General features: G+C 73.8%; 25 protein-coding genes. 9 read left to right on the forward strand and 16 right to left on the reverse strand.

Features of this window, described 5'->3' with window-relative positions; all coding sequences use genetic code 11:
- Positions 1-4 precede the first annotated feature (4 nt).
- The 3 genes from OHA86_RS15080 to amcB all read right to left on the reverse strand — a co-directional run bounded on the left by OHA86_RS15080 (position 5) and on the right by amcB (position 2052).
- Positions 5-688: a pentapeptide repeat-containing protein gene (locus tag OHA86_RS15080; RefSeq protein WP_329175758.1), complete on the reverse strand. Its 684-nt coding sequence runs from the start codon at positions 686-688 to the stop codon at positions 5-7.
- Between the two features lie 81 nt (positions 689-769).
- Positions 770-928, reverse strand: coding sequence for a multiple cyclophane-containing RiPP AmcA (gene amcA, locus OHA86_RS15085; protein ID WP_329175760.1), 159 nt, complete (start codon positions 926-928; stop codon positions 770-772).
- Complete coding sequence (gene amcB / locus OHA86_RS15090) at positions 925-2052, reverse strand: cyclophane-forming radical SAM peptide maturase AmcB (RefSeq protein ID WP_329175762.1); 1128 nt, start codon at positions 2050-2052, stop codon at positions 925-927. Before amcB ends, amcA begins: the two co-directional genes overlap by 4 nt.
- 224 nt (positions 2053-2276) lie before the next feature.
- On the opposite strand from amcB, the gene OHA86_RS15095 reads away from it, so the two are divergent.
- The gene (locus tag OHA86_RS15095) at positions 2277-3602 is read left to right on the forward strand and encodes a helix-turn-helix transcriptional regulator (protein ID WP_329175764.1); all 1326 of its coding nucleotides are present in this window, start codon (positions 2277-2279) and stop codon (positions 3600-3602) included.
- A gap of 53 nt (positions 3603-3655) precedes the next feature.
- Here the strand turns inward: OHA86_RS15095 and OHA86_RS15100 are convergent, their stop codons facing one another.
- Positions 3656-4123, reverse strand: coding sequence for a pyridoxamine 5'-phosphate oxidase family protein (locus OHA86_RS15100; protein ID WP_329175766.1), 468 nt, complete (start codon positions 4121-4123; stop codon positions 3656-3658).
- Between the two features lie 194 nt (positions 4124-4317).
- Between OHA86_RS15100 and OHA86_RS15105 the strand changes: the two genes are divergently transcribed.
- The gene (locus OHA86_RS15105) at positions 4318-5289 is read left to right on the forward strand and encodes an ATP-binding cassette domain-containing protein (protein ID WP_329175767.1); all 972 of its coding nucleotides are present in this window, start codon (positions 4318-4320) and stop codon (positions 5287-5289) included.
- Positions 5286-6077 (forward strand): ABC transporter permease, encoded by a 792-nt coding sequence (locus OHA86_RS15110; RefSeq protein ID WP_329175768.1) that lies wholly within the window; start codon positions 5286-5288, stop codon positions 6075-6077. Before OHA86_RS15105 ends, OHA86_RS15110 begins: the two co-directional genes overlap by 4 nt.
- Here the strand turns inward: OHA86_RS15110 and OHA86_RS15115 are convergent.
- Both OHA86_RS15115 and OHA86_RS15120 read right to left on the reverse strand, forming a co-directional pair.
- A complete protein-coding gene (locus OHA86_RS15115) occupies positions 6058-9186 on the reverse strand; it encodes an ATP-binding protein (RefSeq protein WP_329175770.1) in 3129 nt (1042 codons plus the stop codon). The genes OHA86_RS15110 and OHA86_RS15115 overlap by 20 nt on opposite strands.
- 156 nt (positions 9187-9342) lie before the next feature.
- Positions 9343-9474: a hypothetical protein gene (locus tag OHA86_RS15120; RefSeq protein WP_329175772.1), complete on the reverse strand. Its 132-nt coding sequence runs from the start codon at positions 9472-9474 to the stop codon at positions 9343-9345.
- Positions 9475-9558: 84 nt separating this feature from the next.
- Between OHA86_RS15120 and OHA86_RS15125 the strand changes: the two genes are divergently transcribed.
- The gene (locus OHA86_RS15125) at positions 9559-10203 is read left to right on the forward strand and encodes a class I SAM-dependent methyltransferase (protein WP_329175773.1); all 645 of its coding nucleotides are present in this window, start codon (positions 9559-9561) and stop codon (positions 10201-10203) included.
- 48 nt (positions 10204-10251) lie between these two features.
- Here OHA86_RS15125 and OHA86_RS15130 read toward each other — a convergent pair whose 3' ends face one another.
- The 5 genes from OHA86_RS15130 to OHA86_RS15150 all read right to left on the reverse strand — a co-directional run bounded on the left by OHA86_RS15130 (position 10252) and on the right by OHA86_RS15150 (position 16416).
- Positions 10252-11538 (reverse strand): geranylgeranyl reductase family protein, encoded by a 1287-nt coding sequence (locus OHA86_RS15130; RefSeq protein WP_329175774.1) that lies wholly within the window; start codon positions 11536-11538, stop codon positions 10252-10254.
- Positions 11539-11675: 137 nt separating this feature from the next.
- Positions 11676-13361 carry a zinc ribbon domain-containing protein gene (locus tag OHA86_RS15135; RefSeq protein WP_329175775.1) on the reverse strand — a complete coding sequence of 562 codons (1686 nt, stop codon included), beginning with the start codon at positions 13359-13361 and terminating at the stop codon, positions 11676-11678.
- A 111-nt stretch (positions 13362-13472) separates the two neighbouring features.
- Entirely contained in the window at positions 13473-14180 is a 708-nt protein-coding gene (locus tag OHA86_RS15140; RefSeq protein WP_329175777.1) for a demethylmenaquinone methyltransferase, read from the reverse strand.
- A 74-nt stretch (positions 14181-14254) separates the two neighbouring features.
- Positions 14255-15445, reverse strand: coding sequence for a cyclic dehypoxanthinyl futalosine synthase (gene mqnC, locus OHA86_RS15145; protein ID WP_329175778.1), 1191 nt, complete (start codon positions 15443-15445; stop codon positions 14255-14257).
- A gap of 104 nt (positions 15446-15549) precedes the next feature.
- Positions 15550-16416: a menaquinone biosynthetic enzyme MqnA/MqnD family protein gene (locus tag OHA86_RS15150; RefSeq protein WP_329175779.1), complete on the reverse strand. Its 867-nt coding sequence runs from the start codon at positions 16414-16416 to the stop codon at positions 15550-15552.
- Between the two features lie 312 nt (positions 16417-16728).
- On the opposite strand from OHA86_RS15150, the gene OHA86_RS15155 reads away from it, so the two are divergent.
- A complete protein-coding gene (locus OHA86_RS15155; RefSeq protein WP_033177709.1) occupies positions 16729-16932 on the forward strand; it encodes a cold-shock protein in 204 nt (67 codons plus the stop codon).
- A 148-nt stretch (positions 16933-17080) separates the two neighbouring features.
- Here OHA86_RS15155 and OHA86_RS15160 read toward each other — a convergent pair whose 3' ends face one another.
- Together OHA86_RS15160 and OHA86_RS15165 are read right to left on the reverse strand one after the other, a co-directional pair.
- Positions 17081-18982 (reverse strand): AMP-dependent synthetase/ligase, encoded by a 1902-nt coding sequence (locus OHA86_RS15160; protein ID WP_329175780.1) that lies wholly within the window; start codon positions 18980-18982, stop codon positions 17081-17083.
- Positions 18983-19341: 359 nt separating this feature from the next.
- Complete coding sequence (locus OHA86_RS15165) at positions 19342-20622, reverse strand: acetyl-CoA C-acetyltransferase (protein ID WP_329175782.1); 1281 nt, start codon at positions 20620-20622, stop codon at positions 19342-19344.
- 82 nt (positions 20623-20704) lie between these two features.
- On the opposite strand from OHA86_RS15165, the gene OHA86_RS15170 reads away from it, so the two are divergent.
- Positions 20705-21955 (forward strand): 3-oxoacyl-ACP reductase, encoded by a 1251-nt coding sequence (locus OHA86_RS15170; RefSeq protein ID WP_329175783.1) that lies wholly within the window; start codon positions 20705-20707, stop codon positions 21953-21955.
- Between the two features lies 1 nt (position 21956).
- Positions 21957-22772, forward strand: coding sequence for a MaoC/PaaZ C-terminal domain-containing protein (locus OHA86_RS15175; protein WP_329175784.1), 816 nt, complete (start codon positions 21957-21959; stop codon positions 22770-22772).
- 98 nt (positions 22773-22870) lie between these two features.
- Here OHA86_RS15175 and OHA86_RS15180 read toward each other — a convergent pair whose 3' ends face one another.
- Entirely contained in the window at positions 22871-23323 is a 453-nt protein-coding gene (locus tag OHA86_RS15180; RefSeq protein WP_329175786.1) for a MarR family winged helix-turn-helix transcriptional regulator, read from the reverse strand.
- A gap of 49 nt (positions 23324-23372) precedes the next feature.
- Between OHA86_RS15180 and OHA86_RS15185 the strand changes: the two genes are divergently transcribed.
- Together OHA86_RS15185 and OHA86_RS15190 are read left to right on the forward strand one after the other, a co-directional pair.
- The gene (locus tag OHA86_RS15185; RefSeq protein WP_329175787.1) at positions 23373-23948 is read left to right on the forward strand and encodes a TIGR03086 family metal-binding protein; all 576 of its coding nucleotides are present in this window, start codon (positions 23373-23375) and stop codon (positions 23946-23948) included.
- A gap of 134 nt (positions 23949-24082) precedes the next feature.
- Complete coding sequence (locus tag OHA86_RS15190; RefSeq protein ID WP_329175789.1) at positions 24083-25336, forward strand: SH3 domain-containing protein; 1254 nt, start codon at positions 24083-24085, stop codon at positions 25334-25336.
- On the opposite strand, the gene OHA86_RS15195 is transcribed toward OHA86_RS15190, so the two are convergent.
- Both OHA86_RS15195 and OHA86_RS15200 read right to left on the reverse strand, forming a co-directional pair.
- Positions 25320-25976, reverse strand: a complete 657-nt coding sequence (locus OHA86_RS15195; protein WP_329175791.1) for a TetR/AcrR family transcriptional regulator — start codon at positions 25974-25976, stop codon at positions 25320-25322. The two genes, OHA86_RS15190 and OHA86_RS15195, sit on opposite strands and share 17 nt — an antisense overlap.
- The gene (locus OHA86_RS15200; protein ID WP_329175792.1) at positions 25976-26293 is read right to left on the reverse strand and encodes a DUF4229 domain-containing protein; all 318 of its coding nucleotides are present in this window, start codon (positions 26291-26293) and stop codon (positions 25976-25978) included. The genes OHA86_RS15195 and OHA86_RS15200 overlap by 1 nt, the downstream gene beginning before the upstream one ends.
- Positions 26294-26520 lie beyond the last annotated feature (227 nt).

Below are 26520 nucleotides of genomic sequence, written 5' to 3' on the forward strand. Positions count from 1 at the left end.
CTGTTCAGCGTCCTTCGTCGGTGACGGTGAGGTCCAGGCCGGCGAGGAGGGCCCGGGCGAGCTGGTGTTCCTGGCCGGGGCTGATGATCACGCCGGTCAGATTGACGGCGCCGCTCACCGCGGACAGATCGCTGCCGCGCAGGTCGACGCCGCGGTAGTTGCCCGGGCGGAAATCGGTGGCGCGCAGGACGCAGCCGTCGATCGCGGTCTCGTCGGCGAGATCGTTGCCGGTCAGCTCGGCCTCCACGAGGGAGCACGCGGAGAAGGCGACCGGACCGGTCGCGCGGACCTTGGCCAGGACGGCGTAATCGAGGCGGCAGCCCTCGAAGAGCACGTTGTCGAAGGTGCTGTCCTCAAAGGTGGCACCCATGAACGTGCAGTCGCGGAAGACAACGCGGCTGAGCTTGCTGCCCGCGCAGCGCAGCGCCCCGGCAGTGCAGCCGGTGAACTCGACCGAGTGGAGCTGGGTCTCCTCCATCCGGACACGGTCGGCTTCGATGCCGCCGAGGCGGCCGTTGAGCAGGCGCGTCGCGGTCAGGTCGAGATCACGAAGGCGTTCGCCGATGTACTGGAAGTCCTCGATCGAGCCGCGGGTGGTGTCGAGGCGGGAGACGTTGTCCAGGCCGGATCCGGCAGCGGCCAGGTCCGGCAGGGTGACCGTGATGGCGCCGAAGTGGCGGCTGTCCACGAAGTGCTCCTCTGTGGTGTCGGGCCGGGTGGGGGGTCGGACCCGAACGCGTCAGGCCCCCCGCTGCGGTGGTGCCCGCTGCTACTTGCTCCAGTTGTCCCAGGTCGGCCGGTTGTCAAAGGTCGAGCCGGTGTTGTCCCAGGTGGGCTGGTTGTCCCAGTCAGCCGTGGCCGGAGCTGAGGCAGTGAGGTCGGCGATGACGGGGGCGCCGGTGGTGGCGAGCAGCTCGAGCAGTTTCATGTGGTGAGTTCCTCTCGGACGGTAGCGGACAGTGCTTGGACGAGGGCCTGTTTGCTGGTGCGGCAGTAGCGTGTCTCGGCGACGTCGAGGCGGCCGTGTTCGAAGAAGCGGTTCCCGGCCTGGGCGCCGTGGCAGAACCGCCAGAACGGGCAGGCGGTTTCGCAGAGGTCCAGTGCGTCGAGGAACTCGCGGACGTAGCCGAGCTGGTCGGCGCCGCCGAGGATCTCCCGCATCGACCGGTCGAGGATGTTCCCCGCGCGGAAGTCGTCGTAGGCGGGGGCGTGGACGCCGGCGAGTTCCGGGGACAGCAGTGTGACGTGGCCGTCCCAGGTGACGGTGGGGATCGGGTCGATCAGCGGTGCCGGGGCCTCGGGCTGCTCGCGCAGGCGGCGCAGGTCGCCTCCGAGCCGTGCGGTCTCCCGTACGCGGGTGTCCGGATGGCGGCGGCTCCAGTCGATGGTCCGGCGCCAGAAACGGCGGGCCTGGTCGAGCGTCGGGGTGGCGCGGACGGTGTTGATGCCCTCGGTCTCCTCGATGTTCAGCCCGATCGAGGTCGGGCCGAGGCCGGCGAGGAAGTCGAGCAGTTCGTCCGGGTGGTCGACACTGTCGGCGGTGACCACGGCGATGATCGAGAAACGGATGCCGTGCTCGCGCAGCTTGGCGATGCCCCGCACGGTGCGGTCGTAGGACGGCTTGCCGTGCCAGTCGACGCGATGGGTGTTCAGCCGGGCCGGGCCGTCGAGGCTGACACCGACTGTGAAGCCGTGGGCGGTCAGGAAGTCGCACCACCTGTCGGTGACCATGGTCGCGTTGGTCTGGACGTAGTGCGTCAGGCAGCCCTGCCGCCGCAAATGCTCGAAGGGCCGGACGAGTTCGGTGAAGCGTGCGATGCCGGTGCCGAGCGGCTCGCCCGCGTGCCAGACCAGGTCGATCCGGTGCCCGTCTGCGCTGAAGTCGGCGGCCGCGTCCGCCAGGGCGATCGCCACGGCGGGACTCATGCGGTGGTGCTCGAGCCGGTCCGCGAGATAGCAGTAGTCGCAGTTCAAGCCGCACCAGGATCCGCACTGGGCGACCCATGTCCGGGGATGGCGCGAGATGCGCCGGTCGAACGGGGTGATCGTCATGGGAACCCTCCAACAGTGGTGGGTGATTCTCGCCGCGCTGGGCACGGCCCGCGCCCAGCAGCGGACGGAACCGCCCGGTTCCGCCGCCGGGCCGCAATGCGAGCTGTTCCTGGTGCCTCGCAGGGCTGATAGTGAGTCAACGGCAGCAAGCCGGTGGATGTGAGCTGCCAGGCTGTGGGCCAGGTGTAGGCCCGTGTAGGCCCGGAGGCGGGGGTGCTGTGCCCGTGGAGTCGACGTTCGGCCAGCGGATCCGGGCCGCCCGGATCGCACGGGGATGGAGCCAGCAGAAGTTGGCCCGCAAGCTGGGAGTCGCCGAAGGCCGCGGCCCCGGGGGCCTTGATCGCGGCTCGGTGTATCGGTGGGAACGCGGGACCCGCGACCCCGATTACTGGATGCCGTGGCTGGTGAAAGTCCTCAAGCTGGACAACGAGCCGCAAGCCGGTCCTGAGCCGGTGCCGCAGCTTGCCCCCGATCGCCGCCTGTCCGCCGATAGCGTGGCCTCAGTCATCCGGTTGGGAGGGTCGGACTTGGAGCGACGGCAGTTCCTCGCCACCACCTCGTACGCCCTGGCCGCGCTTGACCTGCCGGACCTGGACGCGATCACCCGCCGCAGCCGGGCCGCTGCCGCGGGCAGCGTGAATGTCGGGCGCGGTGAGGTTCTCGCGCTCCGCCGGATGACCTCCGTGCTCGGCGACGCGGCCTCGGAACTCGGTGGCGGACACGCGCGCCATTTGGCCGTCCGCTATCTCACCCAGGACGTCGCCCCGTGGCTGAACGGGAACTACTCCGAGGCGACCGGGCGCGAGTTGTTCGCCGCGACTTCCCAGCTCGTCCATCTGGCGGGGTGGATGGCCGGCGACGAGGGCGACCAGGGCCTGGCCCAGCAGTATTACGCGCACGCGTTCCGCCTCGCCGCGGAGGCCGGCGATGCCGAGCTCTCCGCGACCGCTCTGCGCGGCATGGCGGTGCAGGCGATCGACTTGGGGCACCGGGCATCCGCGGTGCGGCTGTCGGAGGAGTGTGTACGCTTCGCCGGCTCGGTCCAGGACCCGCGGGCGGTGGCCTACTACCAGGCGACGTTGGCCAACGCAGCCGCCCTGGACGGCGACCGCAGGACAGCCACAGCCGCGCTGTCGGCCTCCCAGGCGGCGATCGAGAGGGCGCCGAAGATTCCCGGTGAGTCCTGGGCCGCCCATTACTCGGCCGGCCGGTGGGCGCACGACACCGGCATGATCCTGGTCCGCCTCGGAGACTTGGATGCTGCCGAGGACCACCTCCATCACGCGTTGGCGATCCATGGCCTGGACCGCCGAAGGACCCGCGCGATCGTCCTCGCCGACCTCGGCCAGATCCACCTGCGCCGCGACGACACCGACGCCGCCCTGGCCACGTGGAACGACTTCCTCGACACCGCAGAGGGCATCCGCTCGGTCAAGGTGACCGAGGCCGTGGCCTCCGTACGAGCCCGCCTCCACCGGCTCAAGGACGTCCCTGTGGCCGAGGAGCTGGACCAGCGGGCCGCGTCCCTCATCGAGGCGCAGCACCCTTGAGCGGGCCGCCCCTGGCAGGATTCCTTGCCCCCGTCGGAGCGTCGGGGCGCGGGTCAGAGGAGCCAGGTGCCGTGGTTCAGCAGGAGGCGGTCCTTGAGTTCGGGGACGGTGCCCCAGGCGCGGAGGGCGGTGGGGGCGACGCGGTAGAAGTCGTAGCGGTCCGGCTCCTTGCGGGGGTCCCAGCCGTCCTTCGCCGCGAAGGCGTCGCCGACGCCGTCCGGCAGCTCGTCCGCCGTATACGCGGTCACGGCGCCCTCGATGTGCACGACGTCCCGCGTGGTGCCCAGGCACAGGCGTACGGTGCCGGACGCCGCCAGGTTCGCGCCGGTCGGGTTGGTCGGCCGGGTGGACAGCCAGACCGCCTCGCCGTCCCACAGGTACGTCAGCGGCATCAGCGTCGGGACGCCGCTCGCGTCGGCGGTCGCCACCCACACGTCCAGCTCGTTCGCCAGCAGGCGCAGGGCGTTGAGCTTGCGCTCCGCGCGGCTGCGGGGTCCCGCGGGCTGATCGTTCTGCGTCATAACCGGCACGCTAGCCGCGGGCGCGGGGCGGCACATCGGCCGCGAGGCGTAGGACCCGGGTCGCGGGCCGTCCGGGCCTGGCCGCCTCCGGCGTCGGCGCGGGCCGGCCTGAAGCCGCCGCCCGCCGCCCGGTCGCAGAGCCCTGAAAGCAGCGTGAAACCGCGCTGAATGCGCCCGGCCGCACCCTCGGCGGCATGACCACATCGACATCGCCCTCACTCGCCATCGCGGCCGGCGGCCTGCGCAAGGCGTACGGGGACAAGACGGTCCTCGACGGCATCGACCTGGCGGTGCCGGCCGGCACGGTCTTCTCCCTGCTCGGCCCGAACGGGGCCGGCAAGACCACGACCGTCAAGATCCTCTCCACCCTCGTCGCCGCCGACGCCGGCGAACTGCGCGTGGGCGGCCACGACCTGGCCGCCGACCCGCAGGCCGTGCGGGCCGCGATCGGCGTCACCGGGCAGTTCTCCGCGGTCGACGGCCTGATCACCGGCGAGGAGAACATGCTCCTCATGGCGGACCTGCACCACCTGCCGCGCCCCGAGGGCCGCCGCACCGCCGCCGAGCTGCTGGAGCGCTTCGACCTCACGGCCGCCGCGAAGAAGCCCGCCGCCACCTACTCCGGCGGCATGAAGCGCCGCCTCGACCTGGCCATGACGCTGGTCGGCAGCCCGCGGATCATCTTCCTCGACGAGCCGACCACCGGCCTCGACCCGCGCAGCCGCCACAACATGTGGCGGATCATCCGCGAGCTGGTCTCCGGCGGCGTCACCGTCTTCCTCACCACCCAGTACCTGGAGGAGGCCGACGAACTCGCCGACCGCATCGCGGTGCTGAGCGACGGCAGGATCGCCGCCGAGGGGAGCGCCGACGAGCTGAAGCGGCTCGTCCCGGGCGGGCACGTGCGGCTGCGGTTCACCGACCCGGCCGCCTACCGGTCCGCCGCCGCCGCCCTGCGCGAGGCCGCCGCGGACGACGAGGCACTCTCACTGCAGATCCCCAGCGACGGCAGCCAGCGCGACCTGCGGGCCGTCCTCGACCAGCTGGACTCGGCCGGCGTCGAGGCGGACGAGCTGACCGTGCACACCCCCGACCTCGACGACGTGTTCTTCGCCCTGACCGGCGGCACCGCCGTCCCCGCCCAGCCCAAGGAGACCGTCCGATGAGCGTCCTCCCCCTCGCCGTTCGCGACTCGCGCACGATGCTGCGCCGCAATCTGCTGCACGCGCGGCGCTACCCGTCCCTGACCCTGAACCTGCTGCTCACGCCGATCATCCTGCTGCTGCTCTTCGTCTACATCTTCGGCGACGTGATGAGCGCGGGCATCGGCGGCGGCACCGCCGACCGCTCCGACTACATCGCCTACATCGTCCCCGGCATCCTGATGATGACCATCGGCGGCACCGTCGTCGGGGCAGCGGTGTCCGTCTCCACCGACATGGCCGAGGGCGTCATCGCCCGCTTCCGCACGATGGCGATCCACCGCGGCTCGGTGATCGTCGGGCACGTCGTCGGCAGCGTGCTGCAGTCGATCGCCGCCGTGGTCCTCGTCGGCGGCGTCGCCGTGGCCATCGGCTTCAGGTCGACCGGCGCCACGGCCCTGGAGTGGCTGGCGGCGTTCGGGCTGCTCGTGCTGTTCGCCCTGGCGCTCACCTGGATCGCGGTCGGGATGGGCATGGCCAGCCCGAACGCCGAGGCGGCCAGCAACAGCGCGCTGCCGCTGGTCCTCCTGCCGCTCATCTCCAGCGCCTTCGTCCCGGCCGACGCGATGCCGGGCTGGTTCCGGCCGATCGCCGAGTACCAGCCGTTCACGCCGGCCATCGAGACCCTGCGCGGCCTGCTGCTCGGCACCGCGATCGGCGACAACTGGTGGATCGCGGTCCTCTGGTGCGTCGGCCTGACCGCGCTCGGCTACCGCTGGTCGACGGCGTTGTTCACCCGCGACCCGAGGTGAGCGCGCGGGCCGCCTCCCGCAACTCGTCCCGCTCCAGGGCGGCGTACCGCGAGACCGCGTCCGCGTACGCCGCCGCGTCGGCGGCCTCGGCCGCCCGCCGGGCGCGGTCCGCCGACATGGTCGGCTGGAACTCGCGCAGCACCCGCAGCCGTTCGGCCAGCGCGATCAGCCGTACGGCGGAGGCGTCGCCGGACGCGAGCCCCGCCATGCCGAGGGCGTGCAGCACCGTCCCGAGGACGGGGAGGTCCACGGGTGAGGGGAACGGGGCGGCGAGCAGCGTCCGCAGCCGCTGCGCCAGCAGGCCGGCCAGCGACCCGACCAGGTCGGGACGGCCGGCGTGCGCGTGCGCCGTCACCGCCGCCGACTGGATCTCCAGCGCCCACGGCTCCAGCCACGGGGTGCCGCCGCGCAGGGAGTCGGCGTCGGGCAGCCGCTCGACGGCGTCGCACCACAGGCCGAGCCCGGCCTCGGTCAGTCCGCGGGTGAGCGCGATCTCGGCGTGCCCGCCGAGGTCGGGCCGGTAGAAGGACTCCTGCTGCGGGGTGTTGTCGCTCTCCGCCAGCCGCAGCCAGTGCTCGGCCTCGTCGGGGTCGCCGCGCTGGAGGCAGGCCAGGGCGAGGCCCCAGCGGACGCCGATGTAGTCGTGCCCGTCGCCGAGCCGCGGCAGCACCGCGAGCGCCGCCTTGAGATGCCCGTACGCCTCCTCGCCCCGTCCCGTCTGCAAGCACAGGTCGCTCAGCCGGGAATGCACCATGAGCTGCACGGACGGGTTGTCGACCGGCGCCAGTTCGGCGACCATCCGGCGGGCCGAGGCGAGCGCGCGGTCGATGTCGTGCTCGTACTCCCAGACGTAGCAGGCGATGCACTGGGCGACGCCGGCGACCAGCGGATGCTCGCTGTCGCACAGCTCGCGCAGCACACCGTAGCCGGGCGGCAGCATCTCGGGGACCGCGCTGAGCGCGACCGCGGTGGCGCTCAGCAGCGTGTCCGGCGGGGCCGGCGGCAGCCGCCGCAGGGTGACGAGGTGGCGTACGGCGCGCGGGCCGTTGCCCATGAAGAGGATCGCCGTGCACAACACCGCGGCGGCGCGGGCGACGTCGACGTACTCGGGCGCCGGGCGGTAGTGCGAGAGCGGCGGCCCGGTGTCCGCGGCGAGGGCGGCGAGGCGGGGGAAGTTGGAGTCGGTGGACCACAGCGCGGCGAGGACGGCGGTGAGGGCGGCGATGGCGGGGCCGTCGGTACGGGCCAGGGCGTACCGCAGGGCCGGTACGAGGTTGTCCTGCTCGGCCCTGATCCGCTCCCAGGCGGCCGACGGCTCCGCGCCGAAGAGCGCGTCGTGGTGGGCGACCCCGAAGTCCCGCGCCCAGGCGAGGAACCGGCCGACCGCCGCCTCGTCCTCGCCCGCCTCCGCGCGCCGGGCCGAGCTGAACTCCCGTACGGTCTCCAGCATCCGGAAGCGCACCCCGGCCGGGGTGTCGGCGACGGTGATCAGCGACTGGCCGGCCAGCTGCTCCAGGAGCAGCAGCGCGTCCTCGCCGAGTACCTGCTCGGCCGCGTCGCCCAGGAAGCCGCCGGGGAAGACCGACAGCGTACGCAGCGCCGCCCGGGCGTCGTCCGCGAGCAGATTCCAGCTCCACTCCACGACCGCGTGCAGCGTGCGGTGGCGCTCGGGCACGCCCCGCACCCCGCCGCGCAGCAGCGCGAACCGGTCGCCGAGGCGGCGGGCGATCTCCGGCACCGACAGCGCCCGCACCCGCGCCGCGGCCAGCTCCACCGCGAGCGGCAGCCCGTCGAGGCGGCGGCACAGCTCGGCCACCGCCTCCGGCGGCAGCCGCACGCCGGGCCTGGCGGCCTTGGCCCGCTGCGTGAACAGCTCGATGGAGGTGGCGAGTCCCAGCTCCGGAAGCGCGTACACCGCCTCCGACGTCAGGCCGAGCGGGGCCCGGCTGGTGGCGAGCACCCGCAGGTCCTCGGCGGCGGAGACCAGGGCCTGTACGAGCCCTGCGGCGCCTCCGACGACCTGTTCGCAGTTGTCCAGCACCAGCAGCGCGGGCCCCGGGCCGAGCACGCGCAGGATGCCGGAGACCGGGTCGGCCGGGGCGTGGCCGCCCATGGCGCCGGGCCGGCCCTCGCCCGCGCCGAGCGCGGCGGCCACCTCCGCGGCCACGTCCTCGTCCGCCGTGACGCCGGCGAGCGGCACGAAGAACACCACGCGCTGCTCGGCCCCGCGGCTGACGGCGTGCGCGAGCCGGGTCTTGCCCAGGCCGCCGGGTCCGGCGACGGTGACGGCCCGGGAGGCGCGCAGCAGCCGCCGTACCGCCGCGATGTCCTCGTCCCGGCCGAGGAGCGGGTTCGGCTCGTGCGGCACGCCGTGCCTGACCGCCGGCGCCTCGCCGCGCAGCAGCTCGCGCTGTACGGCCTTGAGCCCGGCGCCCGGGTCCGTGCCGAGCTGGTCGCGCAGCTCACGGCGGTAGGCCTCGTAGCGCGTCAGCGCGGCGGACGGGCCCGCCGTCGCCGCCTCGCCGCGCAGCAGTTCCGCGAGCACCTCCTCGTCGCGCGGACGCCCCGCGGCGGCCTCGGCGAGCGGCCCGGCCGCCTCCGCGTGCCGTCCCAGTCGGGCGAGGGCGAGCGCCTTCGTCCGTACGAGCGTGCCGCGGACGGGGACGCGCTCGGCGCGGAGCGCGGCCACGGGGTCGCCGCTGTCGCCGGCCCCCTCGGGGGTGCCCTCCCACAGCGCGAGCCCGGCCTCGGCCGCGGCCAGCGAGCCCGTGTGGTCCCCGGCTCTGGCCCGGTCCGCGCCGGCGGCGGCGTACAGCAGCAGGGCGGAGGCGTCGACCTGGTCCTCGGCGAGCGTGAGCCGGTATCCGTCCGGCGTGCTCACCAGGACGTCGGCGTCCAGCTGCGCCCGCGCCCTGGACACCAGGACCTGCACCGCCTTGCCCGGCCGCTCCGGCAACTCGTCGGGCCACAGCCCCGCCACCAGCCGCTCGGTGCTGCAGCCCGTGCGCAAGTCGCCCGCGAGCAGCGCGAGCAGACCGCGCAGCCGGGGCGCGGTGACCTCCCGTCCGCGGTACGCGACACGCGGCAGCAGGGTCAGGTCGGTGGTCACCCGTGCAGATTAGCCAAGGCCGGCGGCGCGGAGCGCGGGCCGTCCCGGGCCGGCGGCAGGTCGCCGCGGCGCAGGCGGGGCTGTTCGGCACTCCCGGCCCGTCCTGCTGGACCCGGGCGAGCAGGGCTCACTCGACACGTGCCTGCACGACACCCGCTACACCCAGCAGATCGACCTGGCCCGCCTGTCGCCGGGCTCGCAGTTCTGCGCGGGCACCGACAGCACGGTGGCCCTGGTCACCTTCCAGCACGCCTCGAAGAGCACCGAGGCCGGCACGTACGCCGTCATCGACGTGACCGTCTGGCGCAACGCGATCCCGCCGGCCGACGACGAGTAACACCCGGGCGGGCGCCCGCGGATAGGGTCTGCCGCATGGACGAGCCGTTGCACCTGCGGGAGATCCGGACGTCGTACGACACCGTCGCCGCCGACTATGCCCGGCTCGCCCGCCCCGGGTTCGAGGCGGATGTGCTGGGCCGTTCGATGCTGGGCGCGTTCGCCGAACTCGTACGGGCCGCCGGCGGCGGGGCGGTCGCCGACGCGGGGTGCGGTCCCGGCCATGTGACGGCGTATCTGCGCTCGCTCGGACTCGACGCCTTCGGGGTCGAACTGTCGCCTGGAATGGTCGCGGTGGCGCGGCGGGCGTATCCGGGCGTGCGGTTCGACACCGGGACGATGACGGCCCTGGACGCGGCGGACGGCGAACTCGGCGGTGTGGTCGCCTGGTATTCGACCGTCCACACCCCGCCGGACGAACTCCCCGCGGTCTTCGGCGAGTTCGTCCGCGCGCTGGCACCCGGCGCCCCGGTGCTGCTCGGCTTCCACACCGGCGACGAGCGGCGGCGCAAGACGGAGGGGTACGGCGGGCACCCGATGGCCCTGGACGTCTACCGGCGCCCGCCCGGCCGCGTCGCCGAACAGGCCGCGCGCGCCGGGCTGGTGGTGGACGCCACGCTGCTGCGCGAGCTGGCGGGACCTGGCGGCCCGCAGGCCTGCCTGCTGCTGCACAAGGCGTGAGCCGCAGGAAGCGAGCCGCAGGCCGCGAGCCGCGAGGCGTGAGGTCCGTCAGGCGCGCGGGGTGATCTTCGTCAGGCCGTTGATCACGCGGTCCATCGCGTCGCCGCCGGTCGGGTCGGTGAGGTTGGCCAGCAGCTTGAGCGCGAAGCGCATCAGCATCGGGTGGGTCAGGCCGCGCTCGGTGCACAGCTGGAGCACCTTGGGGTTGCCGATCAGCTTCACGAAGGCGCGGCCGAGCGTGTAGTAGCCGCCGTAGGTGTCCTTGAGGACCTTCGGGTAGCGCTGGAGGGCGAGTTCGCGCTGGGCGGGGGTGGCGCGGGCGTGCGCCTGGACGATCACGTCGGCGGCGAGCTGGCCCGATTCCATCGCGTAGGCGATGCCCTCGCCGTTGAAGGGGTTGACCAGGCCGCCCGCGTCGCCGACCAGCAACAGGCCGCGGGTGTAGTGCGGTTGGCGGTTGAAGGCCATCGGAAGGGCGGCGCCGCGGATCGGCTGCGTCATGTTCTCCGGGGTGTAGCCCCAGTCCTCGGGCATCCCGGCGACCCAGGCCTTGAGGACTTCCCGCCAGTCCAGCTCGCGGAAGGCGGCGGAGGAGTTGAGGATGCCCAGGCCCACGTTGGAGGTGCCGTCGCCGAGGCCGAAGATCCAGCCGTAGCCGGGCAGTTGGCGCGGCTGGTCGCCGCGCCGGTCCCACAGCTCCAGCCAGGACTCCAGGTAGTCGTCCTCGTGCCGCGGCGAGGTGAAGTACGTCCGCACCGCGACGCCCATCGGACGGTCCTCGCGCCGGTGCAGGCCCATCGCGAGCGACAGCCGGGTGGAGTTGCCGTCGGCGGCGACGACCAGCGGGGCGCTGAAGACCACCGGGGTCTTCTCCTCGCCGAGCTTGGCCTGCACACCGGTGATACGGCCGGTGCGCTCGTCGGTGATCGGGGCGCCGACGTTGCACCGCTCGTACAGCCGCGCACCGGCCTTGACCGCCTGCTGGGCGAGCAGGTCGTCGAAGTCCTCACGCTTGCGGACCAGGCCGTAGTTCGGGTACGCGGCCAGGTCCGGCCAGTCCATCTCCAGCCGCAGGCCGCCGCTGATGATGCGCAGGCCCTTGTTGCGGAGCCAGCCCGCCTCTTCCGAGATGTCGATGCCCATCGACACCAGCTGCTTGGTCGCCCGCGGCGTCAGCCCGTCGCCGCAGACCTTCTCGCGCGGGAAGGCGGTCTTCTCCAGCAGCAGGACGTCGAGCCCCGCCTTCGCCAGGTAGTACGCGGTCGTCGAACCGGCGGGGCCGGCGCCGACGACGATCACGTCGGCGGTGCGCTCGGACAGGGCGGTGTCGGGCACGGTGGCACTCCCGTTTGCGGCGAGGACGGCTTTGCGGGTCCGGGCTGCGGCCCGGGCTGCCCCCGAGTCTATGAGCAGCCGCCGCCCCGCGGCTCCGGTGGGGCGGTCCGCGCGTCCCGCCGCGCCGTCGGCGGCCGTTACCGGTGCTCGCCCCCGCGCCCGTCGCGGCGGCCCCCGTCGTCGTCGCTCAGCCGCTCCGGCTGGACGATGCCGAGGTCATGGACCTGCTGCGGCCGCGGAGCCTGCGGCGGTACGTACGGGAACGGCGGCGGGGCGTACGGCGACGGCGGTCCGGCCGGGGACGGCCCTGCGGCCGAGTAGACCGGCGGCGGCTGGGACCCGCCGAGGACGCGGCGCAGGTACGAGGCGGCCAGGACGCCGCCGCAGGACCACAGCAGGGCGAACAGCAGCGTCTCGGGAACGGCGGAGCCGATCGTGTCACGGGACGAGGCGAGGCCCCCGCCGATGCCGTCCAGCTGGCTCGCGCCGCCGGTCTTGAGGCCGCCGATCGCGACCAGCACGGTGAACATGACGGTGAAGACGCCGGCCACGGCGAACTGCTCCGCCCGGTCCCGGGTGCGCCCGGTCGCCAGGAGGCCGATGATCAGCGCGCACAGGGCGCCGCCGATGACGGCGAGCACGGTCGACCAGCCGTCCCAGAAGTGGCTGAGCTGGGACAGGCCGAAGGAGTAGTGGTAGCCGGCCTGGGTGTCCGCCAGGCCCTCGTGGACCTTGAAGGGCGCGCCCCAGCCCAGCGCGAGCCCGGACAGCCCGAGGTTGGGCAGCACGGCGCCGGCCACGACCAGGCCGTCGCCGGTGACGTTGTCGTAGTTGCCGACCGCGACGCAGAAGACGACGACGCTCGCGAGGGCGACGGTGGCCAGCAGGGCGATCAGCGCGGTGCTCACGACCCGCTGGACGGCGGCGAAACGGGTACGCACCGCGGGGCCGTTCAGCACCAGGAGCGCGGTCGCCAGGCTGAGCAGGAAGGACCACAGCAGCACCCGGAAGGGGCCGCTGTGCAGGCTCGCTCCCTGGAGGCTGGGCTGCGCGACGAAGCTCAGGACGGTCGCCGCCGCCGCGCTGAGCAGCGCGACCCTGACCGCCGCCTCGGGCCCGGCCTGGCGGCGGCGCGCCGAGCGCAGCACCAGGACCAGGGCGAGCAGCCACAGCAGGGTGAAGGTCAGCGGGACGACCGAGATCGAGGCCGAAGCCGAGACGTGGGAGCACGCGTCGCCGTAGCGGGCGCCGTCGCCGTAGTCGGAGCCGTCACCGTAGTCCGAGCCGTCGTAGTAGTCGGAGCCGTCGGAATAGTCCGAGCCGTCATCGTAGCCCGAGCAGTCGGCGTCGTCACCGAAGGCCCCGCCGTCGCTGGGGTGGATGCTCAGGTGGCCGCCGAGGCCCTGCACGGCCAGCGCGAGGGCGATCCGGCTGCGCATGAACCAGCTGACCGCCGAGCCCCTGAACGCGTGCTGCGACCAGGCGCCGAGACCGCCGGCCGCCACCAGCAGGACGGCCGCGGGCACGAGCGCGGCCGGCACGGCGCCTTTCCAGGGGCCGGCGAAGACCCGGCGCGCGAACAGGGCGGCGGGCGACGGCGCCACCGGGGGCGGGGGCGCGGCCGGACAGCCGGGACCGGCGCCGGGATACGTACCCGTCGGCGCGTAGGCGGGCGGTACGGGCGTGCCGTACGTCGGAGTGGGCGGCGCGGCCGGCGGCGGGGGCGTTGCGGGCGGCGCAGCCGGCAGCTCACGGCCGCACTTCATGCAGAAGCGGGCGCCGGTGTCGGAGACCGAGTGCCCGCACGCGGGGCAGTACGACATGGGCCACTCCGGGAGTCGGGCGGGGATGCGAGCCTCCCCCGCACAGACACCGCAGCCTAGGGGCCGGGTCCCGCCGGCCGCACCGGAATACCGCAGTCCGCCCGAACCGGGTCAACTGCCGGGCGCTGCGGCCTTCCTGGCCCGGTGCAGCGCCACGATCCCGCCGGTCAGATTCCGCCAGGCCACCCCTGACCAGCCCGCACCCTGCAACCGCCCGGCCAGCGCCCGCTGGTCGGGCCACTCGCGGATCGACTCGGCGAGATAGACGTACGCGTCCGGGTTGCTGCTCACCGACTTGGCGACCGGCGGCAGCGCCCGCATCAGGTACTCGGTGTAGACGGTGCGGAAAGGGCGGTACGTCGGGTGGCTGAACTCGCAGATCACCAGCCGCCCGCCGGGCCTGACGACCCGCAGCATCTCGCGCAGGGCGGCGTCGGTGTCGTGCACATTGCGCAGCGCGAAGGAGATCGTGACAGCGTCGAAGACGCCGTCGGCGAACGGCAGCCGGGTCGCGTCCCCCGCGGTCAGCGGCAGCTCGGGGTGCCGCTTCTTGCCCTCGCGCAGCATGCCGAGGGAGAAGTCGCACGGGACGACGGCTGCGCCGGCGGCGGCCAAGGGCAGCGAGGACGTGGCGGTCCCCGCGCCCAGGTCGAGCACGCGCTCCCCCGGCGCGACGTCCAGCGCGTTGGCGACGGCGCGTCGCCACAGGCGGGTCTGGCCGAGCGACATCACGTCGTTGGTCAGGTCGTACTTGGCAGCGACGTCGTCGAACATCGCGGCGACTGCCTGCGGCTGCTTCTCCAGGGATGCACGTGTCACCCCCTCACCTTATGCGCCCCCGCACAGGGGGGGTGCCCCCGCAGGGCACACACGGCGCAGCCGGGGGCGCGAGGTCAGCGGTCGGCGAGGAGTGTGAGTTCGGGGTGGGCGGTGCCGCCGGCGATCGCCGTCGAGGAGAGGTGGGAGACGACGTGATCGTTGACCGGATCGTCCGCCGGATCCTCGTGGACGACGATGTGCTCGTACGTCGTCGCCCGCTGCGCCGGCACCCGCCCGGCCGCGCGGATCAGATGGATCAGCTCCATCCGGTTGGAGCGGTGCTTCGCACCGGCCGAGGACACGACGTTCTCCTCCAGCATGACCGACCCGAGGTCATCCGCCCCGTAGTGCAGCGACAGCTGCCCCACCTCCTTGCCGGTGGTGAGCCAGGAGCCCTGGATGTGGGCGACGTTGTCGAGGAAGAGCCGGGCGATGGCGATGATCCGCAGGTACTCGAAGAGGGTGGCCTGCGTCTGGCCCTTGAGGTGGTTGTTCTCCGGCTGGTACGTGTACGGGATGAACGCCCGGAAGCCGCCGGTGCGGTCCTGGACGTCGCGGATCATCCGCAGGTGCTCGATGCGCTCCGCGTTCGTCTCACCGGTGCCCATCAGCATCGTGGAGGTGGACTCGACGCCGAGCCCGTGGGCGATCTCCATGATCTCCAGCCAGCGTTCGCCGGACTCCTTGAGCGGGGCGATGGCCTTGCGGGGCCGCTCCGGGAGGAGTTCCGCGCCGGCGCCGGCGAAGGAGTCGAGGCCGGCGGCGTGGATACGGCTGATGGCCTCCTCCGCGCTGACCCCGGAGATCCGCGACATGTGCTCGACCTCGGACGCGCCGAGGGAGTGGATCACCAGCTGCGGGAACTCCCGCTTGATCGCGGCGAAGTGCTCTTCGTAATACTCGACGCCGTAGTCGGGGTGGTGGCCGCCCTGGAACATGATCTGCGTACCGCCGAGTTCGACGGTCTCGGCGCACCGGCGCAGGATGTCGTCCAGGCCGCGGCTCCAGCCCTTGCCGGTGTCCTTGGGCGCCGCGTAGAAGGCGCAGAACTTGCACGCGGTGACGCACACGTTCGTGTAGTTGATGTTCCGCTCGATGATGTACGTCGCGATGTGCTCGGTCCCGGCGTAGCGGCGGCGGCGTACGGCGTCGGCGGCGGCGCCCAGCGCGTGCAGAGGAGCGTCGCGGTAGAGGACCAGCGCCTCCTCCGGGCTGATACGGCCGCCGGCTGCGGCGCGCTCGAGGACGGCTGCGATGTCGCTCACCGGGGAAGTCACCGGGGCAGTCCCTTCGGAGGGGGGTCAGGACGGACCCGGCCAGCCTACGCGCAGCCGATGGCCGCACCACCGCCGACCGGGTGGGCCGGGTGCTAGGCGCCGGCCGGGGGCAGGAGGGTGACGCGGGACGCGGCGGGGAAGCCGACGCGGCGGGCGAAGTCGGCGATGCCCGCGAGCTGCTCCGGGCCGAGGGAGAAGTCCAGCGTCGTGAAGTAGCGGCGCAGCAGGTCGGAGTCGAAGGCCTCCCAGTGGGCGGCCTGCTCGGCGACCTTCTCGACCTCTTCGAGCGACAGGTCGCGGGAGGCGAGGAAGGCCCGGTGCACGTCGTGGACGGCCTCGGGGTGCGCGGCGAGGTAGTCGCGGCGGACCGCCCAGATCGCGAAGACGAAGGGCAGGCCCGTCCAGTCCTTCCACATCTGGCCGAGGTCGTGCACGTCGAGGCCGAGCCGCGGGGCGTCGTGCAGCGAGGCGCGCAGGGCGGCGTCGCCGATGAGGACGGCGGCCTGCGCCTCCTGCATCATCAGCGCGAGGTCGGGCGGGCAGCGGTAGTAGTCGGGTGCGACCCCGTAACGCTCCGTGAGGAGGAGTTCGGCGAGGCGGACCGACGTACGGCTGGTGGAGCCCAGCGCGACCCGCTCGCCGCCGAGCCGGTCGAGCGGCAGCTGGCTGACGATGACGCAGGACATCACCGGGCCGTCGCAGCCGACCGCGATATCGGGCAGCGCGACCAGCTCGTCGGCGTGCCGCAGGTACTCCATGAGCGTGACGGGGCCGATGTCCAGGTCACCGTCTATGAGCTGCTTGCTCAGCTTCTCCGGGGTGTCCTTGGTGAGCTGGACGTCGAGCAGCGCGCCGGTTCTGGCCAGGCCCCAGTAGAGCGGGACGCAGTTGAGGAACTGGATGTGGCCGACCCGGGGGCGGGTCGGGCCGCTGCCGTCGGTGTGCGCTGAAGTGTCCACCTGGTGGACGTTACTCCTGGTGTGCGCACCCCCTGCGCAGGCCCCCCGGGCGGCCCCCCGCACGCCGCTCGGCACGGCGCTCCGCGCGGCTCCCGCGGGCCGCTTCCGGGGCACTCGCGCGACCCGTAAAAACGGATCTTGAGACCCTTCCCCGGCCCAGACCCCCCGTGCTACTCTCCTCGCAAGTTGCAGTTTGGTTTCCCTTGCAGTACAGAGCCTGCGGAGCATGTAACCCGCGGGCTTTTGTAGTTTTCAGACTTCGCAGTTGCAGGTTCTGGAGCAGGGCAACCCTTTGGGCCCAAGGAGGGCTTTATGGCTACCGGAACCGTGAAGTGGTTCAACGCTGAAAAGGGCTTCGGCTTCATCGCCCAGGACGGCGGCGGCCCGGATGTCTTCGTCCACTACTCCGCGATCAACGCCTCCGGCTTCCGCTCCCTCGAGGAGAACCAGCCGGTGACTTTCGACGTCACGCAGGGCCCGAAGGGTCCGCAGGCGGAGAACGTCACCCCGAACTAGTCCTCTACTAGTCCGGCCAGACGGCGCATCGCGCCCAGAACCTGCAGTACCAAGGGGCCGCCTCACCTCGGTGAGGCGGCCCCTGCCTTTGTTCCCGGCGTCCCGTGGACCGGGAGACCCGGGGACCCGGCGGCACAGGGCCGCGCCGTCACCGGGTGCGGCGGTACAGCTCCTCGATGTCGGCCGCGAAGTCCTTGGCCACCGCGGCCCGCCGGATCTTCATCGACGGGGTCAGGTGCCCGCCGTCCTCGGTGAAGTCCGCCGCCAGGACCCGGAACCTGCGGATCGACTCGGCCCGCGACACCGACGCGTTGGCGTCGTCCACGGCCTTCTGGAGTTCGGCCAGCAGGTCGTCGTCCGCGACCAGGTCCGCGGGCCGCAGGCCCTCCTTGTGCCGCATCCGCTGCCAGTGCGCGAGGCCGTCCGGCTCCAGGGTGATCAGCGCGGTCACGTACGGGCGGTTGTCGCCGACCACCATGCACTGGCCGACCAGCGGATGGGCGCGCAGCCGGTCCTCCAGCGGGGCCGGGGCGACGTTCTTGCCGCCCGCTGTGATGATGATCTCCTTCTTGCGGCCGGTGATCGTCAGGTAGCCGTCCGCGTCCAGCTCGCCGACGTCGCCGGTCGGGAACCAGCCGTCGACGGCCGGGAAGGCGCCCTCGTCGTTCCAGTACCCGGCGAAGATCTGCCCGCCGCGCAGCAGCACCTCGCCGTCGTCCGCGATCCGCACCGCCGTGCCGGGCAGCGGCCAGCCGACCGTGCCGAGCCGCGGGCTCAGCGGCGGCGTCACCGTGGCGGCGGCGGTGGTCTCCGTCAGGCCGTAGCCCTCGAAGACCAGCACACCGGCCCCGGCGTAGAAGGCGGCGAGCCGGGTGCCCAGCGGGGAGCCGCCGCAGATCGCGTACCGCACCTTGCCGCCGAGCGCGGCCCTGATCCGCCGGTAGACCAGCGGGTCGTACAGCGCCCGCGCCAGCCGCAGCCCGAGGCCGGGACCGGGACCCGTGCCGGTCTGCCGGGCGACGGCCGCGGTGCCGTACGCCTGGGCGATGCGGGCCGCCCGGTCGAAGGACGACGCCCGGCCGATCTTCTCGGCGGTGGCGCGGCCGGTGTTGTAGACCTTCTCCAGGACGTACGGGATCGCCAGCAGGAAGGTCGGCCGGAAGCCGGCGAGGTCTTCGAGCAGGTCGTCGGTGGCGATGCTGGGCGCGTGCCCGAGCCGGACCCGAGCCCGCAGGCAGCCGATCGCGACCATCCGCCCGAAGACGTGCGAGAGCGGCAGGAAGAGCAGCGTCGAGGCGGGCTCGCTGCTCACCGAGCGGAAGACGGGGTGCAGCAGCTCGGTGGCGTTGTCGACCTCGGCGAAGAAGTTGCCGTGCGTCAGGATGCAGCCCTTGGGGCGCCCGGTGGTGCCCGAGGTGTAGATCAGCGTCGCGACGGTGTCCGGGGTCATCGCCTGCCGGCGGGACGTGAGGAGCGCGTCGGGCAGCGTACGGCCGTCCGCGGCCAGTTGGTCCACGGCGCCGGTGTCGATCTGCCACAGCTCCCGCAGCGCCGGCAGCCCGGTGCGGGCCGCGCTGATCATCCGGGCCTGTGCCACGTTCTCCACGACGCAGGCGGCGGCGCCGGAGTCGGCGAGGATCCAGGCGCACTGGGACGCGGAGGACGTCGGGTAGATCGGTACGGTGATCAGGCCCGCGGCCCAGCCCGCGAAGTCCAGCAGGGTCCAGGCGTACGACGTCCTGGCCATCACCGCGAGGCGGTCGCCCGGGCGCAGTCCGGCCGCGACGAGGCCCTTCGCGACCCTGGCGACGTCGTCGCGGAAGGCGGCGGCGGTGACGTCCCGCCAGCGGCCGTCCTGGCCCTTCCGGCTCATCACCACGTCGGTGGGGGCGTCGGCGGCGTTCGTGAACGGTATGTCGGCGAGGCTGCCCCGCCGCGGCGGGTCCGTCAACGGCGGGACGGAGGCCTGCACCACCCTTCCGCCTTCGGCGGTGAGCTGGGGTTTCTGCCCGTTGCCCGGCGCGGGCGGCGGTGACTGACGTATTGCCATACGGCGGCTCCTACGTTTCTCGACGGTACGCCCATGCGGCCGTGCGCTTCCCGGGGCCCGTTGCGCCCCGGGCACACCCCTCGGGGCCGCCCCTGCGGCGGGCGGCGCGCTTCCCTCCGGGGGCGGTGGTGCCGCGGTGCCCTGCGGCAAGGGGGTGCCCCCCGGGGGGCGCGGGGAACGGCGCGAGCAACCACCCACCGGCCGGTGGTCCGGAGCGGACCGGACAGACCCTTTCGGTCGGTGACGGCCCGCGCCCCGGCGGGGGCTGAGCGCGCCGTCCCCCGCGCCCCTGGTGGGCACCCCCGCAGCAGGGGGCACCGAGCGGCTCGGCCCCGCCGCAGGGGCGAGGTGACCGCGGGTCAGGGGCGGGACAGGACGGCCGTGACTCCCTGGCCCCCGGCCGCGCAGACGGAGATGAGCCCGCGCCCCGCCCTCCCCCGCTCGGCGAGCAGGTGGGCCAGTGTGCCCACGATCCTCGCCCCGGTCGCCGCGAAGGGATGCCCCGTCGCGAGGGAGGAGCCGGCGACGTTGAGCCGGTCCCGGTCGACGGAGCCGAGCGGCGCGTCGAGCCCGAGGCGCTCCGCGCAGTACGCCTTGTCCTCCCACGCGGCCAGCGTCGCCAGCACCTGCGAGGCGAAAGCCTCGTGCACCTCGTAGAAGTCGAAGTCGCCGAGCCCGAGCCCGGCCCGCGCGAGCATCCGGGGCACGGCGTACGCGGGCGCCATCAGCAGCCCCTCCTCGCCGGACACGTAGTCCACCGCCGCGGTCTCGTAGGCCGTCAGGAAGGCCAGCGGTTCGAGTCCGCGCTCTGCGGCCCACTCCTCGCTGCCGAGCAGGACGACGGCGGCCCCGTCGGTGAGCGGCGTGGAATTGCCCGCCGTCATCGTGCCGCCGGGGCCGCCGTAGACCGGGCGCAGCCGGGCGAGCTTCTCGACGGTCGAGTCGGGCCGCAGGTTCTGGTCGCGGGTGAGCCCGCGGTAGGGCGTGACGAGCGGGTCGAGGAAGCCCCGTTCGTACGCCGCCGCGAGCCGCTGGTGGCTCGTCGCGGCGATCTCGTCCTGGGCCTGCCGGGTGACGCCCCAGCGCGCGGCGGTGAGGGCCGCGTGCTCGCCCATCGACAGGCCGGTGCGGGGCTCGGCATTGCGCGGGATCTCCGGCACGAGGTGCCGCGGGCGTACCGCGGTGAGTGCCCGGGCGCGCCCGCCCGCCGTCTTGGCGCGCCGGGCCGCGAGCAGCGTCCTGCGCAGCTCGTCGTTGACGCCGAGCGGCGCGTCGCTCGTGGTGTCGGCGCCGCCCGCGATGCCGGAGTCGATGACGCCGAGCGCGATCTTCGCGGCGACCGCGAAGACCGCCTGGAGCCCGGTGCCGCACGCCTGCTGGAGGTCGTACGCGGGGGTGGCGGGGTCGAGGACGGAGCCGAGCACGGTCTCGCGGGCGAGGTTGAAGTCCCGGCTGTGCTTGAGGACCGCGCCCGCCGCGAATTCGCCGACCCGCGCGCCGGCGAGCCCGGTGCGCTCGGCGAGGCCGTCGAGCGCGGCGGTGAGCATGTCCTGGTTGGACGCTGTGGCGTAGGGGCCGTCGGAACGCGCGAAGGGGATGCGGTTGCCGGCGATGACGGCGACCCGGCGGACGGTCTGCATGCGGTCTCCCGAACTTCCGATCTGCGTGACTCACCAGTAGCCTTACCGCCGGTAAACTTACTCCAGAGTAAGGAGAAGGCCAATGGCCGACCGCTATCTCCGCCTCACCGGCACTGCCCCCGGCCGTTTCGTCACCCGCCGCCTCGGCCTGCCGCAGCCCGCCGCCCTGCGCCGCTGGTCGGAGCGGACGCCGGAGCTGCCCGGGCCCGTCCTGCGGCTGACCGCGGGCGACGCGGTGCCGGACGGCACGGGTACGTACGGGGCCGTCGTGCTGGACGCCGCCGGGGTCGCGGACCCGGAAGGCCTGGGGGGCGTGCACGCGGCCCTGCACCCGCTGGCCCGCTCGCTGGCCCCCTGCGGGCGGATCGTCGTGCTCGGCGCCCGGCCGCAGGACGGCGGCCTCGCGCATGCCGCCGCCCAGCAGGCACTTGAGGGCTTCGTCCGCTCGCTGGGCAAGGAGATCGGCCGCGGCTGCACCGTCCAGCTGGTGCGGCTCGCCCCGGGCGCCGCCGCGGACTCCACCCTGGACTTCCTGCTCTCGCCCAGGTCCGCCTATGTCAGCGGGCAGGTGATCGAGGTCGGCCCCGCGCCCGAGGTGCCGGCGGGCGGCGCCAGGACCGCGCTGGTCACCGGCGCCGCCCGCGGTATCGGCGCGGCCGTCGCGGAGACCCTGGCCCGGGACGGCGCCCGCGTGGTCTGCCTGGACGTGCCGCAGGCGGGCGACGCGCTCGCCGAGGTGGCGGCCCGGCTCGGGGGCAGCGCGCTGCCGCTCGACATCACCGCGCCCGACGCGGGCGAACGCATCGCCGCCGCGCTGCCGGACGGCCTGGACGTCCTGGTCCACAACGCGGGCATCACCCGGGACCGCAAGCTCGCCAACATGGCCGCCGACCGCTGGAGCAGCGTCATCGACGTCAACCTCGGCAGCGTCCTGCGGACCACGGGCCACCTGCTCAAGACGGGCGCGCTCAACGAGCACGCCAGGATCGTCGGCACCGCCTCCATCGCGGGCATCGCGGGCAATGCCGGGCAGACCAACTACGCCGCCTCCAAGGCCGGGATCATCGGCTGGGTACGCGCGCTGGCCGCCGACGCGGAGGTCCGCGGGCGCGGCATCACCGCCAACGCGGTCGCCCCCGGCTTCATCGAGACCAGGATGACCGCGGCCGTACCGCTGGTCATCCGCGAGGCGGGCCGCCGGATGAATTCCCTCGGGCAGGGCGGCCTGCCCATCGACGTCGCCGAGACCGTCGCCTGGCTGTCGGCGGCGACCTCCGGCGGTGTGAACGGCCAGGTCGTACGGGTCTGCGGCCAGTCCCTGCTGGGCGCCTGAGATGGCGCCGCTGCTGCTGACGCTGGGCCGGGGCGTACTCACCGGGCTGGGCAAGCACCCCTCCGCCAGTGCGGAAGTGCCGCGGGACCGGCTGACCGAGCCGGCGGTACGGGTCGAGCCGGCCCGCCTGGCCGCGTACGCCCGCGTGTGCGGCTACGCCCCGGGTGGGGCCGAACTCCCGCTCACCTACCCGCACATCCTCGGCTTCCCGCTCGCGGCCCGCCTCATGGCCGCCCGCGCCTTCCCCCTGCCGCTGCTCGGCCTGGTGCACACCTCGGTGACCATCCGCAGCCGCCGGCCGCTCACCGCCGCCGACCGCCCCGACCTGACCGTCCACGCGGCCGGGCTGCGCCCGCACCGGCGGGGTACGGAGGTCACGGTGGTGACCGAGGCGCGGGTGGACGGCGAGCTGGTCTGGGAGGACCGCAGCAGCTACCTGGCCAGACACCGGGTCCCCGGCTCCCACGAGGCGGCCGGGCAGGCGCCCGACGCGGCGGAACTGCCGGTGGTGGCGCGGTGGCCGCTGGCGGCCGGGCTCGGGCGGCAGCACGCCCGGGTCAGCGGCGACTACAACCCGATCCACCTGTACCCGCTGACCGCCCGTCCGCTCGGCTTCCGGCGGGCCATCGTGCACGGGATGTGGACGGTCGCCCGGTGCGCGGCGGAACACCCGGGCGCGACCGGCGTCACCGCGGACTTCCGGCAGCCCGTCCTGCTGCCGTCCACCGTCGAGTACGCGGCCCGCGGCGACCGCTTCGAGGTCCGCTCCGGCCCCCGCGTCCACGTCACCGGCACGGTCACACCTCCGGACCGCTGACCGCCGTCAGCGTCAGCGTCAGCGGTGCGGTCACCGTCACCGTCACCGTCAGCGGTACGGTCACGGTTCCGCGCCGCTGACCGCTGCCACCGGTACGGTCACGGCTCCGGGTCGCTGACCGCCTCCGGGGGCAGCGCGGCCAGCGCCTGGAGGGCGTCCAGCAGGCCCGCGCGCTGGCCCGGCGACAGATGCCGGGCCAGCAGCCGTTCCTCCCGGCGCTGGATCGCGGCCTGCGCCGCGTCCCGTATCCGGCGGCCCTCAGGGGTCAGCGCCAGCAGCCGCACCCGGCGGTCGGCCGGGTCGGGGGTGCGGCTGATCAGGCCGCGGTCGCCGAGGTCGGTGAGGACCTCGATGATCCGGGTCTTGTCCGCGCCGATCGCCCCGGCCAGCGCCGCCTGGCTGCGCAGCGGCTGCTCGTCGAGCCGCAGCAGGACGGAGTACGCCCACATGGTCAGGCCGTGCTCGCGCAGCACCGGGAGTTCGGCCGCGGTCAGCGCGCGGCCGAGGGGGACGATCATCGCCGCGAGGTCCCTGCGGGGCGGGGCGGACATACCGAGGTGCTCCCTTGACAGATGATGTGCACGAGCACACGATAAGCATATGCCTACCGATCTCGCACGGATGCGCGCGCTGGACGCGAGGGCGGTCCGGCTCAGCGCCGGGCTCGTCCGGCAGACGACCGTAGCCGATCTGGTCCGGGACACACCGTGCGCCGGGTGGACCCTGGCCGACCTGCTCGCCCATATGACGGCTCAGCACCGGGGTTTCGCCGCCGCCGCGAGGGGCCGCGGCGGCGACCTCGCGGTCTGGGCCGCCGAAGGCGGCGCCGACCCGGTCGCGGACCACGAGGCCGCCGCGGCGGACGTACTCGCCGCCTTCGCGGACGTGGCGGACGGCGACCAGCCCTTCGCGCTGCCGGAATTCACCGCGGGCGGCCCCGCCTTCCCCGCCGCGCGGGCCATCGGCTTCCACTTCCTGGACTATGTCGTCCACGCCTGGGACGTCGCGACCACCCTGGAGGTCCCCTTCACCCCGGACGCGGACCTGGTGGAGGCCGTACTCCCGCTGGCAATGGCGGTCCCGGCCGCCTCCGCGGCCTTCGCCCCCGCACTGTCCGCGCCGCCGGACGGCGACACCTTGAGCCGGATCCTGACCCGCCTTGGGCGCCGCCCGTAGCACCTTTCTGCCATGTATATGCCAATTCCTTGTGGCCCGGGAACGGCCGCGGCTAGGGTCCCCGCACCACTGCGACGCACGACCGCAGCGACTCCCCTACCGCGAGGTGGCAGATGCACGCAGCAAGGCGCCGTATGTCCGTCGTGGCCGCCGCCCTCGGCGCCGTCCTCGTGTCGTTGGCGACACCAGGTGCGGCCCAGGCGCGCCCGGAGGCCGCCGCGTCGGCCGCGAGGACGAGCTGGCCGGTCGATCTGACGGCAGCCGGGTCCGACAACACCGTCCTGTCCCATGGCCGGGTGACGGTCCGCGACCTGCGCGCCCACCCCGCGGCGATGCCCGCGGGCCGCTCCTACGGCGCATACACGGCGCCGGTCACCGCGCTCGGCTCGGCCGTCCCCGCGCTGACCGTACGGACCGCCGCGACCCGGCCGGCCGGGTCCGCCGTGGACACCGACGTCAGGGGCCGCGACGCGTCCGGCGTCTGGACCCAGTGGACGACGGCCGCCGCGGGCGCCGCGGTCACCTTCAGCACGCCCGTCTCCGCCGTCCAGGTGCGCCTGGTGCTCAGCGCGCCCGCGGGAGCCGCCGCCCCGTCGGTGTCGTCGGTACGGCTGGACGCGGCGGCGCCGCAGCCCGGGGCAGTCGCCCGGCCGCAGGCGGCGGCCGCCGCCTACCGGGTGTTCGCCACCCGCGAGGGCCTGGTCGGCGGCACCACCGCCAACGGCCATGTGATCGCCAACCGCGACCACTTCGTGGCGCTGCCCTCGCGCCGGCTGCTCGACAGCAACGGCAGCCGCACCTACCAGGTCACCGTCTGCCACGGCAGCCGCTGCGAGACCGCCCCGATCTGGGACGTCGGCCCGTGGAACACCACCGACGACTACTGGAACCCGCCGGGCACCCGCCAGTCCTGGGGCGACCTTCCGCAGGGCACCCCCGAGGCGCAGGCCGCCTACCAGAGCGGCTACAACGGCGGCCACGACGAGTTCGGCCGCGCCGTCAGCAACCCGGCCGGCATCGACCTGGCCGACGGCACCTTCTGGGACGGCCTCGGCATGACCGGCAACGACTGGGTCACCGTCACCTTCTCGGCCGCCGCCCCGCCGCCCGCCGGCACCGAATACTGGATGGACACCTTCGCCAGCGCCCCCGTCTACGCCTCGCCCACCAGCACCGCGCAGACCGGCACGCTCAACGGCGGCACGAACTACGTCTACTGCAAGGCGTGGGGCCGCAACATCGGCAGCGGCTCGTCCTACAACCACTGGTGGCTGCGCACCGACCCCGACAGCGGCCCGGCGAAGCAGTACGTGTCCGCGTACTACCTCTCGCGCTGGGGCAACGACGAGGCGAAGGACAACAACGGGACGGTCATCCCCGACTGCTGAGGCCGCGCCAGGCGGCCGGCGCCCCCGGCGGGGAGCCCGCCGGGGGCGGCAGCAGCGCGGCGAGTCCCGACCAGGCGAAGTTCATCAGGGTGGCCGCGAGGTCCTCGCCGCTCAGCGCGGGCGAGGGGGACGACGCGGCCCACCCGGCGAGGGATTCGGCGGCGCCCACGAGCGCGTGGGCGTAGCCGGCCACGTCCTGCGAGCCGCAGGCCGCCGCGATCAGCCCGGCGACGAAGTCGACGATCTCCGCCCGCAGGACGGCGACCTCGGCGGCGAAGGGCTCGCCCACCGTACGGGCCTGGCTGTACAGGATCGTCCACCCGTCGGGGTGGGCCGCGGTGTGCTCGAAGAAGCCGAGCAAACCGCTCCACAGCTGGCGCTCCGGGCCGACACCCTCCTCGACGGCGTCACGTACCGCCGCGGCGAGGGCGTCGGCCTCACGCCGGATGCACGCGGTGAACAGCTCGTCCTTGGAGTTGAGGTAGAGGTAGACCATCGGCTTGCTGACCCCGGCCGCCTCGGCGATCTCGTCCATGGACGCGGCCCGGTAGCCGCGCCGGGCGAAGGTCGCCACGGCCGCGTCGAGCATCTGCCGCTCGCGTTCCGCCCGCGGCACCCGCCGGCTGCCGGCAGCCGGCATCAGGCGGTGCGGGGCGCGCTGTCCCTCGCGGCGTCACCGCGCGCGGCGTCGTCGGCCGCGTCCTCCTGCTCGGTGTTGGCGATCAGGTTGAGCCGGGTGCGCTCGACCCGCTGCGAGACCGTGAGCGCGGCCTGCTCGCGCACTCCGCGCAGCAGGACCCAGCTCAGCGGGGCGGACACGACGAGGGCGAGGAGCGCGACCCACAAGTAGTTCGAGTCACCGAGCCCGGCCGGCAGAATGTGCAGCCGGACCAGGCCCCAGATGACACCGAAGCTGGCGACGATGAGGCCGAAGCGCAGGGCGGTGTATCGGAGCATGCTCCCAGTGAAGCACGCCTTCCCTGTGAGCCGACGCCCACCCCCGCGGGCCTGGGGTACCCCTTACGCGGGGTACGCCCCCGCCGCCCCATGCCTGGGCCGGTTGCCCTCCGCCCGGGACCGCCCCACCGCTGCCGCGGGCCAGGGCTGCCACCACGCAGGAGGGCGCCCCACCGCTGCCGCGGGCCAGGGCTGCCACCACGCAGGAGGGCGCCCTACAGGGGCGC

The sequence above is a fragment of the Streptomyces sp. NBC_01477 genome, assembly GCF_036227245.1.
Classification (GTDB): Bacteria; Actinomycetota; Actinomycetes; order Streptomycetales; family Streptomycetaceae; genus Actinacidiphila.